Source organism: Labrys sedimenti (genome assembly GCF_034424805.1).
GTDB classification, from domain to species: domain Bacteria; phylum Pseudomonadota; class Alphaproteobacteria; order Rhizobiales; family Labraceae; genus Labrys; species Labrys sedimenti.
In genome coordinates, this window is record NZ_JAXOUF010000025.1 from 47,704 (window position 1) to 70,252 (window position 22,549).

General features: G+C 64.9%; 18 protein-coding genes. 11 read left to right on the top strand and 7 right to left on the bottom strand.

Going from position 1 to position 22,549, the window contains the following annotated elements:
- Positions 1-11: 11 nt before the first annotated feature.
- A complete protein-coding gene (locus tag U1R88_RS31990) occupies positions 12-656 on the bottom strand; it encodes a thermonuclease family protein (protein WP_322434947.1) in 645 nt (214 codons plus the stop codon).
- 255 nt (positions 657-911) lie between these two features.
- Between U1R88_RS31990 and U1R88_RS31995 the strand changes: the two genes are divergently transcribed.
- The 10 genes from U1R88_RS31995 to U1R88_RS32040 all read left to right on the top strand — a co-directional run bounded on the left by U1R88_RS31995 (position 912) and on the right by U1R88_RS32040 (position 12,274).
- Positions 912-1,250 (top strand): P-II family nitrogen regulator, encoded by a 339-nt coding sequence (locus tag U1R88_RS31995; protein WP_068293571.1) that lies wholly within the window; start codon positions 912-914, stop codon positions 1,248-1,250.
- Between the two features lie 47 nt (positions 1,251-1,297).
- A complete protein-coding gene (locus tag U1R88_RS32000; protein ID WP_322434948.1) occupies positions 1,298-2,611 on the top strand; it encodes an ammonium transporter in 1,314 nt (437 codons plus the stop codon).
- Positions 2,612-2,960: 349 nt separating this feature from the next.
- The gene (locus tag U1R88_RS32005; protein WP_322434949.1) at positions 2,961-4,532 is read left to right on the top strand and encodes an ABC transporter substrate-binding protein; all 1,572 of its coding nucleotides are present in this window, start codon (positions 2,961-2,963) and stop codon (positions 4,530-4,532) included.
- A 227-nt stretch (positions 4,533-4,759) separates the two neighbouring features.
- Positions 4,760-5,710 (top strand): ABC transporter permease, encoded by a 951-nt coding sequence (locus tag U1R88_RS32010; RefSeq protein ID WP_311937427.1) that lies wholly within the window; start codon positions 4,760-4,762, stop codon positions 5,708-5,710.
- A gap of 10 nt (positions 5,711-5,720) precedes the next feature.
- On the top strand, positions 5,721-6,554 hold the full coding sequence (locus U1R88_RS32015; RefSeq protein ID WP_322434950.1) for an ABC transporter permease: 834 nt from the start codon (positions 5,721-5,723) through the stop codon (positions 6,552-6,554).
- A 10-nt stretch (positions 6,555-6,564) separates the two neighbouring features.
- A complete protein-coding gene (locus U1R88_RS32020) occupies positions 6,565-8,190 on the top strand; it encodes an ABC transporter ATP-binding protein (protein ID WP_322434951.1) in 1,626 nt (541 codons plus the stop codon).
- Positions 8,191-8,260: 70 nt separating this feature from the next.
- The gene (locus U1R88_RS32025) at positions 8,261-10,261 is read left to right on the top strand and encodes a CocE/NonD family hydrolase (RefSeq protein ID WP_322434952.1); all 2,001 of its coding nucleotides are present in this window, start codon (positions 8,261-8,263) and stop codon (positions 10,259-10,261) included.
- Between the two features lie 71 nt (positions 10,262-10,332).
- The gene (gene fdxA, locus U1R88_RS32030) at positions 10,333-10,683 is read left to right on the top strand and encodes a ferredoxin FdxA (RefSeq protein WP_322434953.1); all 351 of its coding nucleotides are present in this window, start codon (positions 10,333-10,335) and stop codon (positions 10,681-10,683) included.
- A gap of 147 nt (positions 10,684-10,830) precedes the next feature.
- Positions 10,831-11,169 (top strand): ferredoxin FdxA, encoded by a 339-nt coding sequence (fdxA, locus tag U1R88_RS32035; protein ID WP_068293544.1) that lies wholly within the window; start codon positions 10,831-10,833, stop codon positions 11,167-11,169.
- A 514-nt stretch (positions 11,170-11,683) separates the two neighbouring features.
- Positions 11,684-12,274 carry a CarD family transcriptional regulator gene (locus tag U1R88_RS32040; protein ID WP_068293541.1) on the top strand — a complete coding sequence of 197 codons (591 nt, stop codon included), beginning with the start codon at positions 11,684-11,686 and terminating at the stop codon, positions 12,272-12,274.
- A 91-nt stretch (positions 12,275-12,365) separates the two neighbouring features.
- On the opposite strand, the gene prmC is transcribed toward U1R88_RS32040, so the two are convergent.
- From prmC to U1R88_RS32070, 6 genes are all read right to left on the bottom strand, one after another.
- A complete protein-coding gene (prmC, locus tag U1R88_RS32045; RefSeq protein ID WP_322434954.1) occupies positions 12,366-13,235 on the bottom strand; it encodes a peptide chain release factor N(5)-glutamine methyltransferase in 870 nt (289 codons plus the stop codon).
- On the bottom strand, positions 13,232-14,311 hold the full coding sequence (gene prfA / locus U1R88_RS32050; protein WP_068293535.1) for a peptide chain release factor 1: 1,080 nt from the start codon (positions 14,309-14,311) through the stop codon (positions 13,232-13,234). Before prfA ends, prmC begins: the two co-directional genes overlap by 4 nt.
- A gap of 108 nt (positions 14,312-14,419) precedes the next feature.
- A complete protein-coding gene (gene ptsP, locus U1R88_RS32055; RefSeq protein WP_322434955.1) occupies positions 14,420-16,684 on the bottom strand; it encodes a phosphoenolpyruvate--protein phosphotransferase in 2,265 nt (754 codons plus the stop codon).
- Between the two features lie 264 nt (positions 16,685-16,948).
- On the bottom strand, positions 16,949-18,199 hold the full coding sequence (locus U1R88_RS32060; protein ID WP_322434956.1) for an aspartate kinase: 1,251 nt from the start codon (positions 18,197-18,199) through the stop codon (positions 16,949-16,951).
- Positions 18,200-18,431: 232 nt separating this feature from the next.
- Entirely contained in the window at positions 18,432-20,504 is a 2,073-nt protein-coding gene (locus U1R88_RS32065; RefSeq protein WP_322434957.1) for an OmpA family protein, read from the bottom strand.
- A gap of 194 nt (positions 20,505-20,698) precedes the next feature.
- The gene (locus tag U1R88_RS32070) at positions 20,699-21,127 is read right to left on the bottom strand and encodes an Lrp/AsnC family transcriptional regulator (RefSeq protein ID WP_322434960.1); all 429 of its coding nucleotides are present in this window, start codon (positions 21,125-21,127) and stop codon (positions 20,699-20,701) included.
- A gap of 225 nt (positions 21,128-21,352) precedes the next feature.
- Between U1R88_RS32070 and U1R88_RS32075 the strand changes: the two genes are divergently transcribed.
- Positions 21,353-22,441: a saccharopine dehydrogenase family protein gene (locus U1R88_RS32075; protein ID WP_322434958.1), complete on the top strand. Its 1,089-nt coding sequence runs from the start codon at positions 21,353-21,355 to the stop codon at positions 22,439-22,441.
- The last annotated feature ends 108 nt before the right edge of the window (positions 22,442-22,549 follow it).

Here is a 22,549-nt window from a genome sequence, read left to right on the forward strand (position 1 = left end):
TCCCACTCCTCTCACGGCGACACCGGTGCGACCTGTTCGATCGCCGCCGGTTCGGTAATGTCGATGCGGGGCCCGTCGCGCATCGTGACGACACCACGAGCCCTGATATAGCTGCCCTCGAGAGCAGCAGCGGTGAGACCGGTTGCCTCGAAACGTGGCCATTGTTTGGCGGGTATCGCCAAAGTCACGTCTTCTCGCCAGATTTTGCCGAAATCGATCCACACGGTCGTCTTCGTCACTCCAACATGCAGCACGCGTCCCGCCACGATGATGAAGCCATCGGCATGGCGGGCAACGGCCTGAGGAGTCGCCGCATCGGCGACTGCATAGCCCGGTTCGGCCCAGAGGCCAAGCCGAGCCCGGCGGGCATTGTCTTCCGCAGTCATTAATTCTGTGTAACACAGATCTTCCCCAACGGAAGGCCGAATGCGCGCCAAGCCGCGGGCGGCAAGATCGGCCGCAAGATCGCGGCCTTCGAGATAGAGCGCTCCGCGCAATGCGCCGTGCCTGTCGGGCGTGGCCGGGCCCACCAAGGTCGCAGTGGTGTCGGCGAGATCGGGCAGGCGCAACGAGGAAAGATCCACGCCCGCAAGCCTTATCCTGCGGCCGTCCGCGAGCAGGAGATGGCCCTCCTCGTCCTTGCCGGCAATCGTCACGTTCTCGCCTGCTTCCGCAGGGACGGCGCACGGATCAGCGAACGCCTTGTGCATGTTGCTCGAAAATATCGCAACGACGGCCATTGTGCCTAATATTTGCGCAGCCCTTGGCAAGCGAGTGGTCCTTACATTGGGCAGAGGTAATTTTTATCGTGACTTTTCATGATCTTAGCATGGCATTTGGCAGTTGGCACGCGGCTTGAAAGAGGATGCCCGACCGCCAAATTGCAAAACGCCTTAAGGGGATAGAGCAGCATGAAAATAGTGATGGCCATCATCAAGCCGTTCAAGCTCGAGGAGGTGCGCGATGCCCTCACGGGTCTGGGCGTGCACGGTCTGACCGTGACCGAGGTGAAGGGGTATGGCCGCCAGAAAGGGCATACCGAGATCTACCGCGGCGCCGAATATGCCGTGAGCTTCCTGCCCAAGCTGAAGATCGAGGTCGCGGTGCCGAGCGAACTCGTCGCCAAGGTCATCGATGCGATCACGGCGGCCGCCAAGACCGGGCAGATCGGCGACGGCAAGATTTTCGTGATGCCGATCGAAACCGCGGTGCGCATCCGCACCGGCGAGCGCGACGGCGACGCGCTCTAGGTCTACCGCCGATGCCCTCGACTCCCATGAGACAGGATCTTTTCCCGATGACTTCCCTCCGTTTCCTCAAATCCGCCTTCATGGCCCTCATGGGCGCCGGGCTGCTTGCGGGCCCCGCTCTCGCCCAGACCGCAGCGCCGCCGCCCACACTGAATTCGGGCGACACGGCCTGGATGCTGGTGTCCTGCGCGCTGGTGCTGATGATGATCGCGCCGGGCCTCGGCCTGTTCTATGGCGGCTTGGTGCGCGCCAAGAACATGCTCTCCATCCTCATGCAGGTGCTGATCGTCGCCTCGGTGGTGATGGTGATCTGGGTCTTCTACGGCTACACCCTCGCCTTCAGCGACGGCGGTCCCCTCTTCGGCGGCTTCTCCAAGGCCTTCCTCGCCGGCATCAACAAGGACACGCTGAGCGGCACCATTCCCGAATATGTGTTCGTCTGCTTCCAGATGACCTTCGCGGCGATCACGCCCGCCCTCATCGTCGGCGCTTTCGCCGAGCGCATGAAGTTCTCGGCCGTGGTGCTGTTCTGTCTGCTCTGGGTCACCTTCATCTATATCCCGGTCGCCCATTCGGTGTGGCAGTCGACGGGATGGCTGTTCAAGCTGGGCGCCTTCGATTTCGCCGGTGGTACCGTCGTGCACATCAATGCGGGCGTTGCCGGCCTGGTGGGCTGCCTGATGATCGGCAAGCGCACCGGCTTCGGCAAGGAGCAGATGCCGCCCCATTCGCTGACCCTGTCCTGGGTCGGCGCCGGCATGCTGTGGGTCGGCTGGTTCGGCTTCAACGCGGGCTCGGCCCTCTCGGCCGGTGCCAGCGCGGGCCTTGCCATGATGACCACCTTCGTCGCCACGGCAGGCGCCATCCTCGGCTGGTCGCTGGTCGAATGGTTCACCCATGGCAAGCCCTCGATGCTGGGTGCGGTCTCGGGCGCGGTCGCCGGCCTGGTGGCGGTGACGCCCGCAGCCGGCTTCGTCGGCCCGGCCGGTGCCATCGCGCTTGGCTTCATCGCCGGCATCGTCTGCTTCTTCTTCGTGACGACCGTGAAGAATGCCTTCGGCTATGACGACAGCCTCGACGTCTTCGGCGTGCATGGCATCGGTGGTATCCTCGGTGCCCTCGGCACCGGCGTGCTGGCATCGCCGTCGCTGGGTGGCGTCGGCTATGCCGATGGCGTGACGATGGGCGCCCAGCTCTGGGTGCAGATCGAGGCGGTTGCCTTCACCATCGTAATGACGGGCGTGGGCTCAGCGATTCTGTTCAAGCTGGTCGATCTCGTCGTCGGCCTGCGTGTCGACCGCCAGACGGAGGCCGAAGGCCTCGATATCGTCGAACATGGTGAACGCGCCTATCACAGCTGACGTAACGGCATACGCAAGATCCAATCCCCGGCCGCATGGCCGGGGTTTTCCGTTTAGGGGCGGATGGATCCGGGCATCATCCGTCATTGCTTACGCCGGGCGAGATCCTTTTTGGCCAGAATTGACGAAAATTAGGCCTGCTGATTGAAAATTGGCCTTTACCCGACGTTCAAATTCGCAAATCGAGCCCGATTTGGGCTTCATGAAAATGAAAGAACGTCGCCCTGCTGTCATTTGATGTCGTTTGTAGGTCTCTTGCACAGCGGCTTGCAGGACACGATAGTGGGCAGGTCGAACGCTCGGGCAACGAGTGCAAATTCCATACAGGCGAGCCGCAGGGAACATTGACATGACGGGTAAGAATTTTACGCAGGGATCGGGCCTGATCCTCGACCGCCGCGAATTGATGAAGAGCGCCGCTGCGCTCGGCCTGAGCCTCGGTGGCCTGGGCGCGCTCGGCGGCTCGGCCCTGGCGGCTGACACCCCCAAGAAGGGCGGCACCTTGAAGCTCGGCATGGAGGGCGGTTCGGCCTCGGACAGTCTCGATCCACGCACCTATGCCGATTCCGTGCCGATCTCCTACGGCTATCAGATCTGCAACGGTTTCGTCGAAATCGGCGATGACGGCCTGCCCAAGGGCGAGTTGTTCGAAAGCTGGGAATACAAGCCCGGTGCCAAGGAATGGATCTTCAACATCCGCAAGGACGTCACCTTCCACAACGGCAAGACGCTCGATGCCGATGACGCGATCTATTCGATCAATTTGCATCGCGGCGACACCAAGTCCGCCGCCAAGGATCTGCTGAGCTCGATCACCGACGTCAAGAAGCTCAGCGCCAACCAGATCCAGATCACCTTGTCCGAGGGCAATCTCGACCTGCCCTACAACCTCTCCGACTATCACGTCCTGTGCGTGCCCAACGGTTACAGCGACTTCTCCAAGCTGGTTGGCACCGGTGCCTACAAGCTCGAAGTGTTCGAGCCAGGCGTGCGCGTGGTCACCAAGAACACCGGCAATTACTGGAAGCCTGGACGCGGCAATTTCGATGGCATCGAGCTGCAATACATCCAGGACCAGGCTTCCCGTCTGCAGGCCCTGATTTCAGGCCAGGTCGATGCCATAAACCGTCTCGATGCCAAGACCATGGACATCGTGACCTCCTCGCCCGACGTGAGCGTGGTGCAGAGCAAAGGCACCGGCAACCGCTTTGCCTTCGTGGCGCTGTGCGACACCGATCCTTATACCAATGCGGACCTGCGCTGGGCGCTCAAATATGGCATGGACCGCAAGAAGATCGTCGACACCGTCTATCAGGGCTATGCCACCGTCGGCAACGACACCACCATCAGCCCGTCGCACAAATACTATGCCAAGGACGTGCCCCAGACGCCCTATGATCCGGAGAAAGCCGCCTTCCACTACAAGAAGGCCGGTAGCCCCAAGCTGGAGCTCAAGGTTTCGGAAGGTGCCTATAATGGCGCAACCGACGCGGGCCTGCTCTACCAGGAAGCCATGAAGCAGGCAGGCATCGACCTGACGGTCACGCGCGTTTCGGGCGATGGCTACTGGTCGAATATCTGGCTCAAGGAGCCCTTCTGCGCCGTCTACTGGGGCGGGCGCCCCAACATCGATCTGCAGCTGTCGCAGACCTTCCTGTCCACCGCCAATTGGAACGACACCCATTGGAAGCGGCCGGAATTCGACAAGCTCCTGATCTCCGCCCGCGTCGAGGCCGACGACGCCAAGCGCGCGCAAATCTACTCCGAATGCCAGAAGATGATCCACGACGATGGCGGCATGGTCTGCTACGCGGTCGGTGACTATCTCGACGCCTACTCCAAGAAGATCATGGGGACGGCTCCGCATCCGCGCTACGACATGTGCGACCAGCGTGTCGCCGAAAAGGGCTGGTTCGCCTGAGAGCTCTGGAGCCGGGGGCGTTTGGCGGTCAACGCCGCTTCGCCCCTGCTCCTTGTTTCGACGTGTCCTTGCGAAGCCTGGTGTACCAGCCAGACCGCAGGGCGTGTCGGGGGCGACGCGCGTGAGGCGCCTCGCTCTTTTCCTTTCATACTGCAGAGGGACGGGCGCGTGCGGGGGGAACTGCAGCGTGCCCGGCCTCCGTCGGCAACAGGTCGAAAGGGCACATTGTGGGACGTCTTATCGGTTGGCGCATCGTCCAGGGGGTGGCGACGCTCTTCGCCATCTCCCTCATTCTATTTATTCTAACCCTCAACTTGCAGGGAAATGCGGCTGATGCCGTGCTCGGCCAGGCCGCAACGGCGGAAACCAAGGCCGCCTTCGAACGCAGCATTGGCCTCGATGTGCCGGCCTGGCAGCGCTATCTGAGCTGGCTGTGGAACATCATCACCCATTTTGATTTCGGCCGGTCCTATACCAACCAGAACGTCATCGTGAACGATCTGTGGCCGCGCTTCACCAACACGCTGTTCCTGGCCTGCTACGCCGCCGTGATCGCGGTGCCGCTCGCGGTCATCACCGGCATCACCTGCGCCATCACCGAGGGACGTCTGGCTGACCGGGCCGCCAACGTGCTGGCGCTGATCGCCATCTCGCTGCCGGAGTTCTTCATCGGCGGCGTGCTGATCCTGCTCTTCGCCGGTTATTGGCGCTGGTTCCCGCCTTTGGCCGCCGTCAACCCAGACATGGGCTTCTTTACGCGCCTCTACGTGACTTTCCTGCCGGCGGTGGCGCTGACCTGCCTGGTCACCGCGCATATGATGCGCATGACGCGCAATTCGGTGCTGTCGATCATGTCGACACCCTATGTCGAAATGGGCTTCCTCAAGGGCCTGACGCGGGCCCGCGTCGTCACCAAGCATGCGCTGCCGAACGCGGCCTCGCCGATCATCTCGGTGGTGGCCCTGAACATCGCCTATCTGGTGGTCGGCGTGGTCGTCATCGAGAAGGTCTTCACCTATCCGGGTGTCGGCCAATACATGATCGACGCGGTGACCAAGCGCGATGTGCCGGCGATTCTGGCCTGCGGCATCCTGTTCGCAGCGGTGTTCATCATCCTCAATACGATTGCCGACGTGCTGGCGATCATCCTCAATCCGCGTCTGCGGCATCCCCGGTAGAGAGGGCAGCATGGTCATTTTCGGACACAAGGCGCCGCTCACTGCCGTCATCGGCTTGTTCATCATCGCGCTCAACGTCGTCGTCGCCATCGCCGGCCCCTGGCTCGCTCCTTATTCGGAGACGCAGACCGTCGGCAAGACCTGGGCGACGATCTCGGCGGCCAACTGGCTGGGGACCGACCAGATCGGGCGTGACATGCTCACCCGTCTGATCTATGGCGCGCGCCTCACCATCGGCATCGCCCTGGTCACCACCATCATGTCCTTCGCCATCGGCATCACGCTCGGCCTGGTGGCGGCCGTGACCGGGCGGTGGATCGACGCCGTGCTCTCGCGCGCCGTCGACATCGTCATGTCGGTGCCGCTGCTGATCTGGGCGCTGATCATCCTGTCGATCTTCGGCCAGACCCTGACTTCCCTGGTGCTGACCATCGCCTTCCTCGACTCCAGCCGCGTCTATCGCCTTGCCCGCGCGCTCGGCATGAACCTCGCCTCGCTGGATTTCGTCGAGGTGGCGAGGCTGCGCGGCGAGGGCATCTGGTGGGTGGTCTGGCGCGAGATCCTGCCCAATGCCGCCGCCCCTTTGATGTCGGAGTTCGGCCTGCGCTTCTGCTTCAACTTCCTGTTCATCGCCGCCTTGAGCTTCATCGGTCTCGGCGTTCCCTTGCCCTATGCGGACTGGGGCGGCATGGTGCGCGACAACATCACCAGCCTTAAGCTCGGGCGGGCCGCGGCACTCTATCCCGCCGCCGCCATCGCCCTGCTCACTATCGGCATCAATCTGGTGGTCGATTGGTTCCTGTCGATCGATGCCCGCCCATCCGGCGCGCAGGCGGAAATGTAAGGGGGCTGAGATGGCAGACGACAAGACCTCTTCCGACATGATCCTCGAGCTGGAAAAGCTTCGGGTCGAGACCATCACCGGCCGCGTTCTGGTCGACAATGTCGACGTGACGCTGCGGCGAGGAGAAATCCTCGGCCTCATCGGTGAGTCCGGTGCCGGCAAGTCCACCATCGGCCTGGCGTCGATGGCCTATGCCCGGGCCGGCATGCGCATCACCGGCGGCTCGATCAAGCTCGACGGCACCGAGCTGCGCGCCTCCACTGCCGCGCAGCGCCGCAATTTCCGCGGCAAGAGCATCGCCTATATCGCCCAGAGCGCCGCCGCCTCCTTCAACCCGGCCATGACGCTAATGGACCAGGTCTGCGAGGCGCCGGTCGTGCATGGCGTGATGACGCGGCCGGAGGCGGAAGCCTATGCCCGCAAGCTCTTCCGCATCCTGCAGCTGCCCAATCCCGACACGATCGGCGACCGCTATCCCCACCAGGTCTCGGGCGGCCAGCTCCAGCGCGCCATGGCCGCGATGGCGATGAGCTGCCGGCCTGACGTGATCGTGCTGGACGAGCCGACCACCGCGCTCGACGTCACCACCCAGATCGAGGTGCTGGCGCTCTTGCGCGATCTCATCCGGGAATTCGGCACGGCCGGCCTCTACATCACGCATGACCTTGCCGTGGTGGCCCAGATCGCCCATCGCATCATGGTGCTGCGTCATGGCAAGACTGTCGAGGTCGGCGAGGCCCAGCAGGTGCTGGAGGCGCCGCGGACCGACTATGCCCGGGCGCTGGTGAACGAGCGGCGCGAGGCCGAGCATCTCCAGCTCACCGCCCCGGCGGAGGGGGCCGAGCCCGTACTCTCCATGACCAACGTCACCGCTGGCTACGGCCCGGTGGCGATTGTCAAGAACGCCTCCTTCAAGCTCGCGAAAGGCGAAACGCTGGCGGTGGTCGGCGAATCCGGCTCCGGCAAGAGCACGATCGCGCGCATCATCGTCGGCCTGCTGCCGCGCTGGGAGGGCGATGTCTCGCTGAACGGCAGGACCCTGCCGCCGGCACTGCCCCAGCGCAGCAAGGACATCCTGCGGCGCCTGCAGATGGTGCACCAGATGCCGGATGTCGCGCTCAATCCGCGCCAGACCCTGGGGCAGATCATCGGGCGCCCGGTGAGCTTCTATTTCAACCGTTCGGCCGGCGACGTGCGCAAGCGCGTGCTCGAATTGCTGCGGCAGGTCGGCTTGCCGGAGGAGTTCGCGGATCGACGGCCCGGCCAGCTCTCCGGCGGCCAGAAGCAGCGTGTCTGCATCGCCCGTGCCCTCGCTGCCGAGCCGGAAGTGATCATCTGCGACGAGCCGACCTCCGCACTCGATCCCCTGGTGGCCGAGGACGTGCTCAAGCTCCTCAAGAAGCTGCAGGACGATCTCGGGCTCGCCTATATCTTCATCACCCACGACCTCGGTACGGTGCGCCGCATCGCCCATCGCACGGCGGTGATGTTCAAGGGCGAGATCATCGCCCAGGGCCCGACGGCGGATATCTTCGCCCCGCCGTTCCATCCCTACACGGAGAAGCTGATCAGCTCCGTGCCGGAGATGGATACGCATTGGCTCGACAATATTCTCGCCAGCCGCAAGGTGGCGTGATCCAATGGTTCGCTGAAAGGGCCGGTCTTCGGACCGGCCCTTTCGCTTGTTTTTCTTGAAGTATTTTCCAATGTCCCCAGTCCGCACGATCGAACATTTCTTCATTCCCCTCGCCGATGGCACCCGGCTTGCCGCTCGCCTGTGGCTGCCGGAGGATGCCGAAGCCAGGCCTGTGCCGGCGATCCTCGAATATATCCCCTACCGCAAGCGCGACGGCACGCGCGGGCGGGACGAGCCGATGCATGGCTGGTTCGCGGCCCATGGCTATGCCGCCATCCGCGTCGACATGCGCGGCAGCGGCGAGTCCGACGGCCTGCTCGAGGATGAATATCTGCAGCGCGAGCTCGACGACGCCTGCGAAGTGATCGCGTGGCTGGCGGCCCAGCCCTGGTGCACGGGTTCCGTCGGCATGATGGGCAAGAGCTGGGGCGGATTCAACTGCCTGCAAGTCGCCGCGCTCAACCCGCCGGCCCTCAAGGCCATCATCACCGTCTGCTCGACCGATGATCGCTATGCCGACGACATCCATTTCATGGGCGGCACCCTGCTCAACGACAATCTGTGGTGGGGCTCGATCATGCTGGCCTACCAGGCCCGGCCGGCCGATCCGTTGCTGGTCGGCGAAGCCTGGCGGGCGCAATGGCAGCACCGCCTCGACCATCTGCCTTTCTTCCCGGCGCTCTGGCTCGCGCATCAGAGGCGCGACGCGTATTGGCGGCACGGTTCGATCTGCGAGGATTTCTCGGCGGTACAATGCCCGGTCTTCGCCGTCGGGGGCTGGGGCGATGCCTATACCAATGCCATTCCCCGCCTGATCGAGGGCCTCACCGTGCCCAGGCTCGGCCTGATCGGGCCCTGGGCCCATATCTATCCGCAGGACGGCGTGCCGGGGCCGGCCATCGGCTTCCTGCAGGAAGCGACGCGCTGGTGGGATCACTGGCTGAAGGGGACGGATCGCGGCATCATGGCCGAGCCGATGATGCGGGCTTTCGTCGAGGAGTGGGCGCCACCCGGTCATCGCGATCCGGTACCCGGGCGCTTTGTCGGCGAGGCGACATGGCCTTCGCCGATGATCGTCGCCAGGACCGTCCATCTGGCGCCGGGCACCCTGGCGGCTGAAGCCGGCCCGGCCAACGAGATCGCCTTCACCTCGCCGGCCTGGACGGGCGCGGCGGCCGGGGAATGGATGGGCACCGGCGTCAACGGCGAGGAGCCGGCCGACCAGCGCCATGACGATGCCTTCTCCTGCTGCTTCGACGGTGAGGTCCTGGCCGAACGGCTCGAACTGCTCGGGGCCCCGGAGATCGAGGTCGAGATTGCCGCCGACAAGCCCCTGGCCCAGCTCTGCGCCCGGCTTTGCGACGTCGCGCCGGACGGCTCCTCGCGCCGTATCGCCTATGCGCTGTTCAACCTGACCCACCGCGACAGCCATGCCGAGCCCGAGGCGTTGGTGCCCGGCCGCTTCTATCCCATCCGCCTCAAGCTCAGCGATTGCGGCTATGCCCTCGCGCCGGGCCATCGCCTCAGGCTGGCCTTGTCGACGGCCTACTGGCCGCTGATCTGGCCGGCGCCCGAACCGGTGACGCTGACCCTGCGCTGCCCGGGTCGGTTGACCCTGCCGCTGCGCCAGGCCGGCGCCGACGAGCCCGTCATCGCCTTCGAGCCAGCGCTGAGCGCTGCCCGCACCCCGACGACCAAGGTTGCCGAGGGACGCATGGCGCGCACCACCTCGCTCGACCTGCTGACCGATACGGCTACCTATGTCACGGAGGGGGAGGGTGGCCTGTTCGGCGAGGGCGTGCTGCGCTTCGACGAGATCGACACTACGCTCTCCCACAGCCTTCGGCGTGAGCTGACCGTCAGGGGCGATGATCCTCTCAGCGCGCGCTACCGCCTCACCGAGAGCTACGAGATGGGGCGCGAGGGCTGGCAGATCCGCATCGAGGTGAAGACCGCGATGCAGGCGACCGCCACCGATTTCATTCTGGAGGGTGAACTCAGGGCCTCCGCCAATGGCGAGCTGGCCGCCGAGCGCCGCTGGCACGAGAAAATCCCCCGCGATCTCTTATGACCGCAATTGCGCCTTGGGCGCGCCACAGCGGACCATTCCATTGAGGGCTCCCTCCCGATGGAATGGCCGTCATGACCTATGTGGTCACCGAGAACTGCATCAGATGCAAATATATGGACTGCGTGGCCGAGTGCCCGGTGGATTGCTTCCGCGAAGGCGAGACTATGCTCGTCATCGATCCCCTATTATGCATCGATTGCGGCATCTGCGAGCCGGCCTGCCCGGCGGACGCCATCCGCTCCGATGCGGAGCGCGGATTGGAGGCCTGGGTTGAATTGAACGCGCGCTATGCCCATCTCTGGCCGGAGATCACGGCGCGGCGCGAGCTGCCATTGGATGCCAAACAATGGGACGGCAAGCCCGGCAAGCTGGCCTTGCTCTCGCCTCGGCCGGGCGCCGGAGACGCAGGACAGGCCGGGTAGAGGACAGGTCCGGCGCCTCGTTTGTGATGAACTGAGTCAAAGCCAGCACCGCGGCGAATGGCTGCTCTGTGCAAGCGCGCCTTGAACCGTCGGCACAGTTCGGCTAGGCAGTTTTAGCAAGATTATAAACTTTCGGGATTTTCTGGCATGACCTACGTGGTCACTGAGAACTGCATCAAGTGCAAATACATGGACTGCGTGGAAGTCTGCCCGGTGGACTGTTTCTACGAGGGTGAGAATTTTCTCGTCATCCATCCCGACGAATGCATCGATTGCGGTGTCTGTGAGCCCGAATGTCCGGCGGATGCCATCAAGGCCGATACCGAAAAGGGCCTGGAGGCCTGGCTCGAGCTGAACGCCAAGTTCGCGCAGAGCTGGCCGAACATCACGGTCAAGCGTGACGGTTTCGCCGATGCCAAGGAGTGGGACGGCAAGCCGGACAAGCTGCCGCTGCTCTCGCCGGAACCGGGCCAGGGCGACGCCTGATCGCAAATTCCAGCCGAACCCGAAGGGGTCGGTTTTCTCTGCGCGGGCGGCATGGCTGCCCGCTTTCGGGGCTTCGGGAGCGTGCATCTGTCGAGGTACCCCCGGGGCATGCCCGGCGCTTTTTGCATAGCGGCTATTCACAAAAACCGCGCGGTATCAACCTTAACGAGCGCTTTACGCGCCGTTTTGGCGCGTAAAAGCATTGATTTTTGCCGATTTTTGGTATATACAGGGGCATGGTCAAGAGAGAGACCGAGTTACCCCGCCGCTGCTCCGCACAGGGGCAATTTTTTTGTGCTCAGCTTCAAGGGATCTCAGTCGGTCGGTGCGGGTAGCGCCGATAGATACATGGAATTTTTGACCGTCCTTCATTTCGACGTTCCTCGCGGCGGCTCTTGAAGCTTTGGCCTGGTTTCACTGTCGAATGGTGTTTGCGGTAACAGGCGTGAGCCTGCCCGTGGTTTGGTGCGGCTGCCGATTCGGCATCTGCCAATGATAGGAGCGTTGAAGCGTCATGACGACAGCGAAGAAGACGTCCACGAAGCAGGGTTTCAAGACGGGCGAGAGCATTGTGTACCCCTCGCATGGCGTCGGCAAAATCGTGTCGATCGACGAGCAGGAAGTAGCCGGTTTCAAGCTTGAGCTGTTCGTGATTTCCTTCTCCAAGGACAAGATGACGCTGCGCGTGCCCACCACCAAGATCGCTTCCGTCGGCATGCGCAAGCTGTCCGAACCGGCCGTGGTCGCCAAGGCGCTCGAAACGCTCAAGGGCCGTGCCCGCATCAAGCGCACCATGTGGTCGCGCCGTGCGCAGGAATACGAAGCCAAGATCAATTCGGGCGACCTGATCGCCATTGCCGAGGTCGTGCGCGATCTCTATCGCTCCGATGCTCAGCCCGAGCAGTCCTATTCCGAGCGTCAGCTTTATGAAGCGGCTCTCGATCGCATGGCGCGCGAACTCGCTGCCGTCGACGATCTCATCGATTCCGAAGCCGTGAAGGTGATCGAAGCCAATCTCGCCAAGGGTCCCAAGCGCGGTGGCGCCAAGGAAGCCGAGGCCGAGTTCGACGAGGCTGCCGAGGAAGAAGAGGAAGCCGCCGCCTGAGGCCTTCCGCTTCCGACGACATGAAACCCCGCCTTGGCGGGGTTTTTCTTTGCCCGCAACAACGCCGAGTGACGGCGTCTCCCGGACAATTTCATGCCTGCCGCCAATTTCCCGGCCATTTGCCTGCCAAGGCGCGGGGAACGCCCCCGAGGTCCCTGCGCGCCGGACCGAGCATCTCGAAGCCTGCACGACGCATCAGCCCAGCCACAGCCTCCTCCTGGCCGATGCCGAGCTCGAAGACCAGCAGCCCGCCAGGGCGCAACATGCGAGGGGCGTCGGCGGCAATGAGACGATAGGCGTCGAGGCCGTCGACGCCGCCGTCGAGCGCAAGCAGGGGATCGTGCTCGCGTACCTCCGGTTCCAGCCCGGCAATGTCGGCGGAAGGGATATAGGGCGGGTTGGAGACGATGAGGTCGACTTCATTCTCCAGGCCTTCCATCCAGTTTCCCAGCCGGAAATCGGCTCGCTCGGCAACGCCGTTGTCGGTGGCATTCAGGCCTGCGACCGCCAGGGCATCGGCCGCCTGGTCGATCCCAATCCCGCTCGCACGCGGTCTTTCATGCAGCAGGGCGATCAGGATGGCGCCCGTGCCGGTGCCGAGATCGAGGAGGCGATAGGCCGCCTCACGGTCGGGCAGCAGGGACAGGCAGGTCTCGACGATGGTCTCGGTGTCCGGCCTTGGCGACAGCGTGGCTGGGCCCAGGCGAAATTCCAGGCTCCAGAATTCACGGTGCCCGAGGATACGGTCCACCGGTTCCCCCTGCAGGCGCCTGGCCTGGAAGGAGCGGGCCTTCTCGGCAGCCTCGACCGTCACAGGGCTGTCGGGGGAAAGCGTGATGGCGGTCGACGGCAGGCCGGTCGCTTCAGCCACCAGCCAGCGGGCATCGAGTTCGGGTGTGGGCAGTGCGGCAGTGCGGAAGGCGGCGAGGAGTTCCCGATAAAGGCGGCCGAGCGTGCTCACGCCCTTGCCTCGCTGGCGGCAAGCAGCCTGGCCTGGTTCTCGGTCACCAACGCGTCGATCACCTCGTTGAGGGCGTCGCCGGCGACGATCTGGTCGAGCTTGTAGAGGGTGAGGCCGATGCGGTGGTCGGTCAGGCGACCTTGCGGGAAATTATAGGTGCGGATGCGCTCGGAACGATCGCCGGAACCGACCTGGTCACGCCGGTCTGCGGCGCGGGCACTGTCGACCCGCTCGCGTTCGGCCTCGTAGAGGCGCGCGCGCAGCATCGCCATGGCCTGGGCCCGGTTCTTGTGCTGAGAGCGTTCGGCCTGAACCGCCACGGCGATGCCGGTGGGCAGATGGGTGATGCGCACGGCGCTGTCGGTGGTGTTGACGTGCTGGCCGCCGGCGCCGGAGGCCCTGAAGACGTCGACCTTGAGGTCCTTCTCCTCGATGGCGATGTCGACCTCCTCGGCCTCGGGCAGTACCGCGACCGTGGCGGCCGAGGTGTGGATGCGCCCGCCGGCTTCCGTCACCGGCACGCGCTGCACCCGGTGCACGCCGGATTCGAATTTCAGCTTGGCGAACACGCCCTTGCCCCTGATGGCCAGGGCGACGTCCTTGTAGCCACCCATGGTGCCTTCGGATTCGGACAGGATCTCGGTTTTCCAGCCCTGCAGATCGGCATAGCGCATATACATGCGCAGGAGATCGCCGGCAAAGAGCGAGGCTTCGTCGCCGCCCGTGCCGGCGCGCACTTCCAGGATGGCCGATTTTTCGTCGGCGGCATCCTTGGGCAGCAGCGAAAGCTTGATCGCCGTCTCCAGCTCACCGAGGCGCTCGAGCAGGGTCTTGCGCTCCTCCTCCGCCATCTCGGCCATCTCGCCGGCCATGGCCGGTTCGGCGATGATGGCCTCGACGCCTTTCAACTCGTCCTGGGCGCCCTGCCATTCGCGGATGAGCGCGGCGACGGGATCGAGCTCGGCAAGTTCGCGCGCCAGGGTCACATAGGTATCGGCGTCGGGGCCGGAAGCGAGCTCGGCTTCGACGAAATCGCGGCGGCGAAGCAGGGCATCAAGGCGGTCGAGGGGGAGCATAGGGTGGTCCTGGGAGTGTCGGAGCGCGGACATCCTGTCCGCATCTTGGAAACGGGGCGCATGGGGAGAAAAGCGGACGGGGCCATCCGCTCCCCCTGGGCAGGCTCGCTATAACGGAATGCCGCGTTCGGCGGCGAATTCCCTGAGAGCAAGGCGCAGCGGCCTGTCCGCTTCGGGTTTGAGATGATGATCGACGAGCTCCATGATCTCGGCTGCTTCGATCTCGAGCAGCATGGCCTTGACCGGGCCGATCGCCGACGGCGTCATCGATAATTGCCGGAAGCCGAGGCCGATCAGAGCCAGCGCTTCCAGCGGCTTGGAGGCGAGCTCGCCGCACAATGTCACTGGCACGCCAGCCGCGTTGGACTTGTCGGCGATCATCTTCAGGGCGCGCATCACCGATGGGGAGAGCGTATCGAAACGGCCTGCCACGCGCGCATTGCCCCGGTCGACCGCATAGAGGAACTGGAAGAGATCGTTCGAGCCGACGGACAGGAAGTCGGTGCGCTGCAGGATCTCGTCGAGCTGGAACAGCAGGCTCGGAACCTCGACCATGGCGCCGAGCTTGACCAGATCGGGCAGGGGCTTGCCGTGGCGGCGCAGGAAGGTGATCTCGCGCTCCACCACCCCACGGGCCTGGTCGAACTCCTCGGAGGCCGAGATCATCGGGAACATCACCCTGAGCTCGCGCCCGGCGGCGGCCTGCAGCAGGGCGCGGAGCTGCGAGCGCATCAGGCCGGGACGATCGAGGCCGAGGCGAATGGCCCGCCAGCCCAGAGCCGGGTTCTCCTCCTCGATCTGGTGCATATAGGGCAGCACCTTGTCGCCGCCGATATCGAGGGTGCGGAAGGTTACCGGCCGATCGCCGGCCGCCTCCAGTACGGCCTTGTAGAGCGCATATTGCTCGCCGGTGCGCGGGAACTGCGAGGCGATCATGAACTGCAGCTCGGTGCGGAACAACCCGATGCCGTCGGCGCCGCTTTCCTTGATGTGCGGCAGGTCGACCAGGAGGCCGGCATTGATATAGAGCTTGATATCGCAGCCGTCGCGGGTGCGGCTCGGCTTGTGGCGCAGGGCGAGATATTGCTCCTGGCGCTTGGCCCGGAAGCGCACCTTCTCGGCATAGGCATGCTCGACATCCGGGGCCGGGCGCACCTGGACTTCGCCGACCGAGCCGTCGACGATGATGGCGTCGCCCTGCTCGACCAGGCTGGTGATGCCCTCGACCTCGCCAACGGTGGGAATGCCGAGTGCCCGCGCCACGATGGCGACGTGGCTGGTCGGCCCGCCCTCTTCGAGGATGAGGCCACGCAGATTGTCGCGGGAATAATCGAGCAGGGCCGCCGGCCCCATCGAACGCGCCACCAGCACCGCATCCTTGGGCATGGACTCGGAGGGGACGTGATGTCCGTCGCCGGTGAGCTGGCGCAGCAGGCGGTTGGCGAGATCGTCGAGATCGTAGAGGCGCTCGCGCAGGATCGGATCGGCGACGCGCTGCATGCGCGCACGCGTATCGGATTGCACGCGCTGCACCGCCGCCTCGGCGGTGACGCCGGTGGCGATGACCTCGCGCATCTTGGTGATCCAGCCGCGGTCCTGCGCGAACATGCGATAGGCTTCGAGCACGTCGAGCGTCTCGGTGGCGCGGGCGAGGTCGCCGCGGTCGAGCATGGCGTCGATGGCATCGCGCAGGCCGACGATGGCATTGTCGAGGCGATCGGTCTCTCGGCCGACATCGTCCGCGATCAGGGTCTTCACCACCACGCGCGGCTCGTGCAGCACGACATGGCCGAGGCCGACGCCTTCGGAGAGCGGCGCGCCGGTCAACTGCAGGGCGCGGCGGCTGGCGAGGTCGGCGCCCGGGCGGGCCAGGGCCTGGAGCTCGCCGGAGGCGATCATCTCGGCCAGCACCATGGCGACGGTGGCGAGCGCCTCGATCTCTTCTTCCGAATAGGCGCGCTGGGCCTTGTTCTGCACCACCAGGACGCCGAGCGTCTCGCCGGCGCGCAGGATCGGCACGCCGAGGAAGGCGTTGTAGATCTCTTCGCCCGTCTCCGGCTTGTAGGCGAACAAGGGATGGTGCTGCGCGTCCGAGGTGGTGACCGGCTCGGCCTCCTTGGCGACGAGGCCGACCAGGCCTTCGCCCTTGCGCATGGTGGTCAAATGCACCGCGTTCGGATTGAGGCCTTCGGTGGCATAGAGTTCCAGCGTGCCGTCGGTGCGCAGGACATAGACCGAGCAGACCTCCGCGACCATGTTCGCGGCGATCAAGACCACGGTCTTGTCCAGCCTCTCCTGCGCCGAAACAGGCTCCGCCATGACTTCGCGGAGCCGCTTGAGGAGCAGGCGCGGGCCGCCGATCGCGCCACGCATCCGATGCCTCCATGTCCTCGACAGGTCTGGCGACCCGGCGAACCCGGGGCCGTCCGCTGCCTCAGAGCGCCGGCCGGTTCTGGCGAAGCGGCCGGTCACATAGTGAATAAGGGGCGTCCCTCGCGCGAGAATCCAAACGAAGCACGCACTAACTTTTTGTTCTGTCGCAAGATTTCACGGAAATTGAAAGAAGTATTTCCGTTTCTTCCGGGCACTGCGTCATCGAGGCGCTGTGCCGCCGTCACGAGGACAAGGCGCGGTTGCTCAGGCCTTGTCGAGCCCGTAGAGCGTGTGGAGCGTGCGGACTGCCAGTTCGGTATAGGCCGCATCGATCAGCACCGAAATCTTGATCTCGGAGGTGGTGATGGCGCGGATGTTGATGCCGCGGCCGGCAAGGGCCTGGAAGCAGGTTGCCGCCACGCCGGCATGGCTGCGCATGCCGATGCCGATCACCGAAATCTTCGAGACGTCCATGTTGGTCTCGACATTGTCGCACACCACGTCCTTGCGGGCCTTGTCGATCACGTCCTTGGCGCGCTGGAACTCGGCCTGCGGCACGGTGAAGGTGATGTCGGTGGAAGCGCCGTCGGCCGAAATGTTCTGGACGATCATGTCCACATTGATGTTGGCGTCGGCCAGGGGCACGAAGATGGCGGCGGCGACACCCGGGCGGTCGGCCACGTCGCGCAGGGTGATCTGCGCTTCATCCTTCGAATAGGCGATGCCGGTCACAACCTGCTGTTCCATGATGTCTTCCTCGTCGCAGATCAGGGTTCCGGGATTGGGGTTTTCGGGATCGTCGAAGGACGATCTTACATAGGTTTTCACCTTGTGGACCATGGCGAGCTCCACCGAGCGCACCTGCAGCACCTTGGCGCCGAGGGAGGCCATTTCCAGCATTTCCTCGAAGGCGATGCGGTCCATGCGCTGCGCCTTCGGTACGATGCGCGGATCGGTGGTGTAGACGCCGTCGACATCGGTGTAGATGTCGCAGCGCTCGGCTCCGATCGCGCCGGCGATGGCGACGGCCGAGGTGTCGGAACCGCCGCGTCCCAGCGTGGTGATGCGCCCGCTCAGGGGCTCGATGCCCTGGAAGCCGGAAATCACCGCAACTTCCCCGGCAGCAAAGCCGTCGTCGAGATTCTTGGAGGGGATCGCCGAGATGCGCGCGGAGCCGTGGGCAGCCGAGGTCTCGATCGGCACCTGCCAGCCCTGCCAGGAACGGGCCTTGATGCCGACGCTGGTGAGCGTCAGCGCGAGCAGGCCCGAGGTCACCTGTTCGCCGGAAGCGACGATGGTGTCGTATTCGCGCTGGTCATACAGCGGCGAGGCCTCGTTGCACCAGCCGACCAGCTCATTGGTCTTGCCGGACATGGCGGAGACCACCACCGCCACGTCATAGCCGGCGGCAACCTCGCGTTTGACATGCTGCGCCACATTCTTGATGCGCTCGACAGTGGCGACAGAGGTGCCGCCAAACTTCATGACAAGACGAGGACGCGGGCTGCCGGACATACGGCCACTAGGCTCCGATGAATTCTCGAACGTTGGTAAGACGCTCTCGATGAGGGGACGCCGCACAAAAGCGGGCCAGGATGCGGTCCCGGCCGTGGCTACATGCATGAGGCGAGGAGATGCGGAGACCTGCGGTCACCGCGCCGCGGGATTTAAGCGAAAGGGCCGAGGATGGCAAGCAAAAGCGGCGCGCATCCGACAGGGATGTGCGCCGCGATCGTGATGGTAGCCGTCAGTTCTGCAGCAGGGGCGTGATGCGGCGCAGGGTCACGCGGCGATTCTCCTGCTCGGGCTCTGGCGTCGGGATCTTGAGATAGCGCTCGCCGAGGCCCGCCGTGACCAGGTTGTCGGGCGCGATCACGTAATATTGGGTCAGGGCCTGCTTCACCGCCTCGGCCCGCTCCTTGGACAGGCGCAGATTATAGGCATCGTCACCCACCGCATCGGTGTTGCCCTCGATCACGAAGACCTCGTTGGGATGGGCGGCCACGATCCGCTCGATGATGCGGCCGATGCGGTCGAGATTGGCGATCTCCTCCTCGCGCACGAATGATTCGTTGAAGCCGAAATGAATGGTGTCCAGTTCCACGCTGGGGATGGACTGGCGGATGGCCGGTTGTTCCATCACCGCTTCGGGCTGGGCAAGGAATTCGGACCGCGCATAGCGACGCGGCAGCGGCTTGAGCGGACGGGAGGCGAATTGCTGCTCGATCTGGTCGTCGTCGACTTCCGCGGCCCAGACGCTCTGGTTGCGCTGTCCACGCGGATTGATGTCCACGTCGAAACGCCCGTCGCCTTCATAGCGGCGCAGGCGGTCGGTGCGCTGGCCGCGATCGCTCAACAGGCGGCGGCGCAGGTCGTTGCGATCGTCCTGCAGATATTGCGCGAAGGCCTCGCGATCCTCGGGGTTGTAGCGCTGGTCGTTGGCGGCATCGCGATAGACCAGGATGCGCCGGTTGAGCTGGTCGACGGTCAGCACGTTGGAGGGGCGCCGGTCCGCCAGGATGGCGGGGATGTCCTGCGGCCGGGGCGAGCCCTGGCGGAACTGGGAGCGGCCGAAGGGCGAGCCCTGCCCACTCTGGCCCTGCTGCTGTTCGCCGCCATATTCCTGGTCGGCCACGCGATTGCGCAGGGCGGCGCGCGCGCCGTTCAGGCGCTGGATCAGGGCCTGTTCGGTAGCTTCCGACAGGTTGCCGGCGGACAGGGCCGAGCGATAGACGTTAAGGCGTTGGCGCAATTGCTGGTCGTTGAGACGATCGGGCGGTGTGGTGTCGCCCAACAGGCCGATGGCGCGCTGCTCCGCCGCCCGGTCGACCGGGCCCTGCAGGGGGCGGCCCTGGCCTTGCTGGCCGCCGTTCTCCGGTTGCGGCGGAAGGCCCGGACGGCCTTCCTGCCCCTGTTGCGTGCCGTCGGCCGGCAGGGGAATCCCGCCTTGACCGGGGAGTTGGTTGCGGCCGCCGGGGCGACCATCCAAGGGACGGCTATCCGGCTGGCCGTTGTCGAGGCCCTGCGGCGTACCTTCGGCGCCGGGCTGGCCCTGGGTACGGTCGCGGCGCTTGCCGCGCGGTTCGGGCGTGCCGCCGTTTTCCTGTCCTGCACCCGGCTGGCCGTCGCCGGCCGCGGGCTGCTGGGGCACGGGCTTGGGCTGGACAGGCTTGGTCTGCGCGGGCGCGCCGCTGCCTTGATCCGCATCCGGCTCGGTGGGAGTGCGGGGTTTTGCTGCGGGCGCGTCCTGTCCGGTGCTGTCGCCGGGTGCCGCGGGCTTCTGGCGCTTGGGCTTTGCGGCCGGGGCCTCCTGTGCAGGTTCTCCCGCGGTTGGCTTGCCGGGAGCTTCCTGGCCGGCCGAATCGGCGGCCGGCTTCTGGCGCTTGGGTTTGGCAGCGGGGGGCGCTTCGCCGGGCGCGGGTTCGCCGGGCGCGTCCTGGCCGGCGGCACCGGGGGCCGGCTTCTGGCGGCGGGGCTTAGCGGCAGGCGTTTCGTCACCGCCTGAACCGGATGCTGCGCCGTCCTGCTCGGCGTTCGGCTTCTGCCGCTTCGGCTTGGCAGCCGGAGCGCCGCCATCCTGGTCCTGCGATTCGGCGGGAGCGGCCCGTTTTGCCGGCGCGCCCTCGCCATCCTGGCCGCCGCCCTTCTTGTGGCGCTTCAGGATATCTTCGACCGAGGGCTTGGCGCCCGGCGCAGGCGCTTCCGTCGTCGGCGCCTGGGCATCCTGCGCCAGCGCGTCCTGCACCAGCACGATCGCCGTGGGCGAGACGGCGAGCATCAGCGTACCAGCCAGACTGATCAGTTTCTTGCGCAGGAGCATCGCGACCTCTCTTGATTGGGCCGCCATCATCCCGATTGCGGCTGAACCGAAACTGAACGCGGATCGTCGAATATCCGTCGGTGCCGGGACACGCCTGACATGACCGGACTCGATTTCGAAATCGGGACAGATGCCATAATTCATTGTTATTGCATTATTTTTTCCGAGAGCCGGCGCGCGCTTTTCGGCGTGCCCTAGCGCTCGATCCGCGTCGACAGGATGAGGGAGGTCGAAGTGCGCTCGACCCCCTCCAGCGCGCCGATGCGATCGGCGAGTTCGTCGAGTTCGCCGACCGAGCGGGCCTCGATCACCGCGATCATGTCGAAATTGCCGCTGACCGAATGCAGCGTGCGCACAGCTGGGATTTCGCGCAGGCCCGCCTCCACCTGACGGATCAGCTTGGGCACGGTGGTGAGCAGCACATGGGCGCGCAGGAGCGTACGGGTATGCTCCTCGGAAAGCCGGATGGTGTAGCCGGCGATCACGCCGCGATGTTCGAGGCGCGCGATGCGGCTCTGCACGGTGGTGCGGGAAACGCCGAGGCGCCGGGCGATCTCGGCCGTGGAGGCGCGGGCGTTCTCGCGCAGGATGGCAATCAGGGCATCATCGGCCGGTGTCGTCATAATGACGATATAGTGGATAGCATTGTGCAAAGATAGCTCGGCATTTCGTCAAAATGCAGGCTTCGAAAAGCAGGGAGGCAGGCGTAGGCTTTTGCCTATAGCGTTTTGCGATTTGACGGAGTCACCTCGAATCGCAAAGACGCGTCGAACCAAAGAGTTAGAGCAAACAAACGTTCAGTCTTGAACGCGCTTTGCTCTAGGGAATCACGGCGGGGGAGGCGGGCAATGCGCAAGATCGTGGTAGCGGGGGCGGGCAAGATCGGGGCGTGCATCGCCGATATCCTGGCGGTCAGCGGGGACTATGAAGTCACCGTGATCGACCGGTCGGCCGCGCAGCTGGAGGGCGCCGAACTGTCGGCAGGCGTGGAGCAGCGTGAACTCGATCTCGAGGACGGAGCAGCCCTGCGCACCGTCCTGGACGGCGCCTATGCCGTGCTCAGCGCCGCGCCGTTTCATCTCACCACGCGCATCGCCGAGGCGGCGGCGCGGGCCAATGTCCACTATCTCGACCTGACCGAGGACGTCGCTTCGACGCGGCGGGTGCGTGACCTCGCGGCGTCGGCCAGGAGCGCCTTCATCCCGCAATGCGGCCTGGCTCCGGGGTTCATCTCGATCGTCGCCAACGACCTTGCCCAGCAATTCGACAGCCTTGATTCCATCCGCATGCGCGTCGGCGCCCTGCCGCAATACCCCTCCAACGCGCTCAACTACAACCTGACCTGGTCGACGGACGGGGTGATCAACGAATATTGCGAGCCCTGCGAGGCGATCGTCGACGGCCACCGGGTCGAGGTGCCGGCGATGGAGGAGCGCGAGGAATTCTCGCTCGACGGCGTCACCTACGAGGCCTTCAACACCTCGGGCGGCCTCGGCAGCCTGTGCGAGACCTATCTGGGGAGGGTGCGCACGCTGAACTACCGCACCATCCGCTATCCCGGCCATGCGGCGATCATGAAGGCGCTGCTCAACGACCTCGATCTCAGGCATCGCCGCGACGTGCTCAAGGACATTCTCGAAAATGCCCTGCCGGCGACAATCCAGGACGTGGTGGTGATCTTCGTCACCGTCAGCGGCAAGCGCCATGGCCATCTGGTGCAGGAAACCTATGCCAACAAGATCTACAACCGCCGCGTCGGCTCGCGCCTGCGCAGCGCCATCCAGGTGACGACGGCCTCCGCCATCTGCGCCGTGCTGGACATGCTGGCCAAGGGTGAACTGCCGCAGAAGGGCTTCATCCGCCAGGAGGACATCGCCTTGTCGGCCTTCCTGGCCAATCGCTTCGGCAGCGCCTATGCGCAGACGGCGGTGCGATAGGTTTCCGGGATCGCAGGCGTCTTCGCCTGCACAGACTGCTGACAAACCAGTAGCGTTTGTCAGCAGTTTTTGATTCACTGGGTCATGTTGAAGAAGGCCGGCCCCGAG

Bases quoted from the DNA above. Each gene is read 5' to 3' on its own strand.
- U1R88_RS31995 (WP_068293571.1), top strand. From the start codon at position 912: ATGAAAATAGTGATGGCCATCATCAAGCCGTTCAAGCTCGAGGAGGTG.
- U1R88_RS32000 (WP_322434948.1), top strand. From the start codon at position 1,298: ATGACTTCCCTCCGTTTCCTCAAATCCGCCTTCATGGCCCTCATGGGC.
- U1R88_RS32005 (WP_322434949.1), top strand. From the start codon at position 2,961: ATGACGGGTAAGAATTTTACGCAGGGATCGGGCCTGATCCTCGACCGC.
- U1R88_RS32015 (WP_322434950.1), top strand. From the start codon at position 5,721: ATGGTCATTTTCGGACACAAGGCGCCGCTCACTGCCGTCATCGGCTTG.
- U1R88_RS32020 (WP_322434951.1), top strand. From the start codon at position 6,565: ATGGCAGACGACAAGACCTCTTCCGACATGATCCTCGAGCTGGAAAAG.
- U1R88_RS32025 (WP_322434952.1), top strand. From the start codon at position 8,261: ATGTCCCCAGTCCGCACGATCGAACATTTCTTCATTCCCCTCGCCGAT.
- fdxA (WP_322434953.1), top strand. From the start codon at position 10,333: ATGACCTATGTGGTCACCGAGAACTGCATCAGATGCAAATATATGGAC.
- fdxA (WP_068293544.1), top strand. From the start codon at position 10,831: ATGACCTACGTGGTCACTGAGAACTGCATCAAGTGCAAATACATGGAC.
- U1R88_RS32040 (WP_068293541.1), top strand. From the start codon at position 11,684: ATGACGACAGCGAAGAAGACGTCCACGAAGCAGGGTTTCAAGACGGGC.
- prfA (WP_068293535.1), bottom strand. From the start codon at position 14,311: ATGCTCCCCCTCGACCGCCTTGATGCCCTGCTTCGCCGCCGCGATTTC.
- ptsP (WP_322434955.1), bottom strand. From the start codon at position 16,684: ATGCGTGGCGCGATCGGCGGCCCGCGCCTGCTCCTCAAGCGGCTCCGC.
- U1R88_RS32060 (WP_322434956.1), bottom strand. From the start codon at position 18,199: ATGTCCGGCAGCCCGCGTCCTCGTCTTGTCATGAAGTTTGGCGGCACC.
- U1R88_RS32065 (WP_322434957.1), bottom strand. From the start codon at position 20,504: ATGCTCCTGCGCAAGAAACTGATCAGTCTGGCTGGTACGCTGATGCTC.
- U1R88_RS32070 (WP_322434960.1), bottom strand. From the start codon at position 21,127: ATGACGACACCGGCCGATGATGCCCTGATTGCCATCCTGCGCGAGAAC.
- U1R88_RS32075 (WP_322434958.1), top strand. From the start codon at position 21,353: ATGCGCAAGATCGTGGTAGCGGGGGCGGGCAAGATCGGGGCGTGCATC.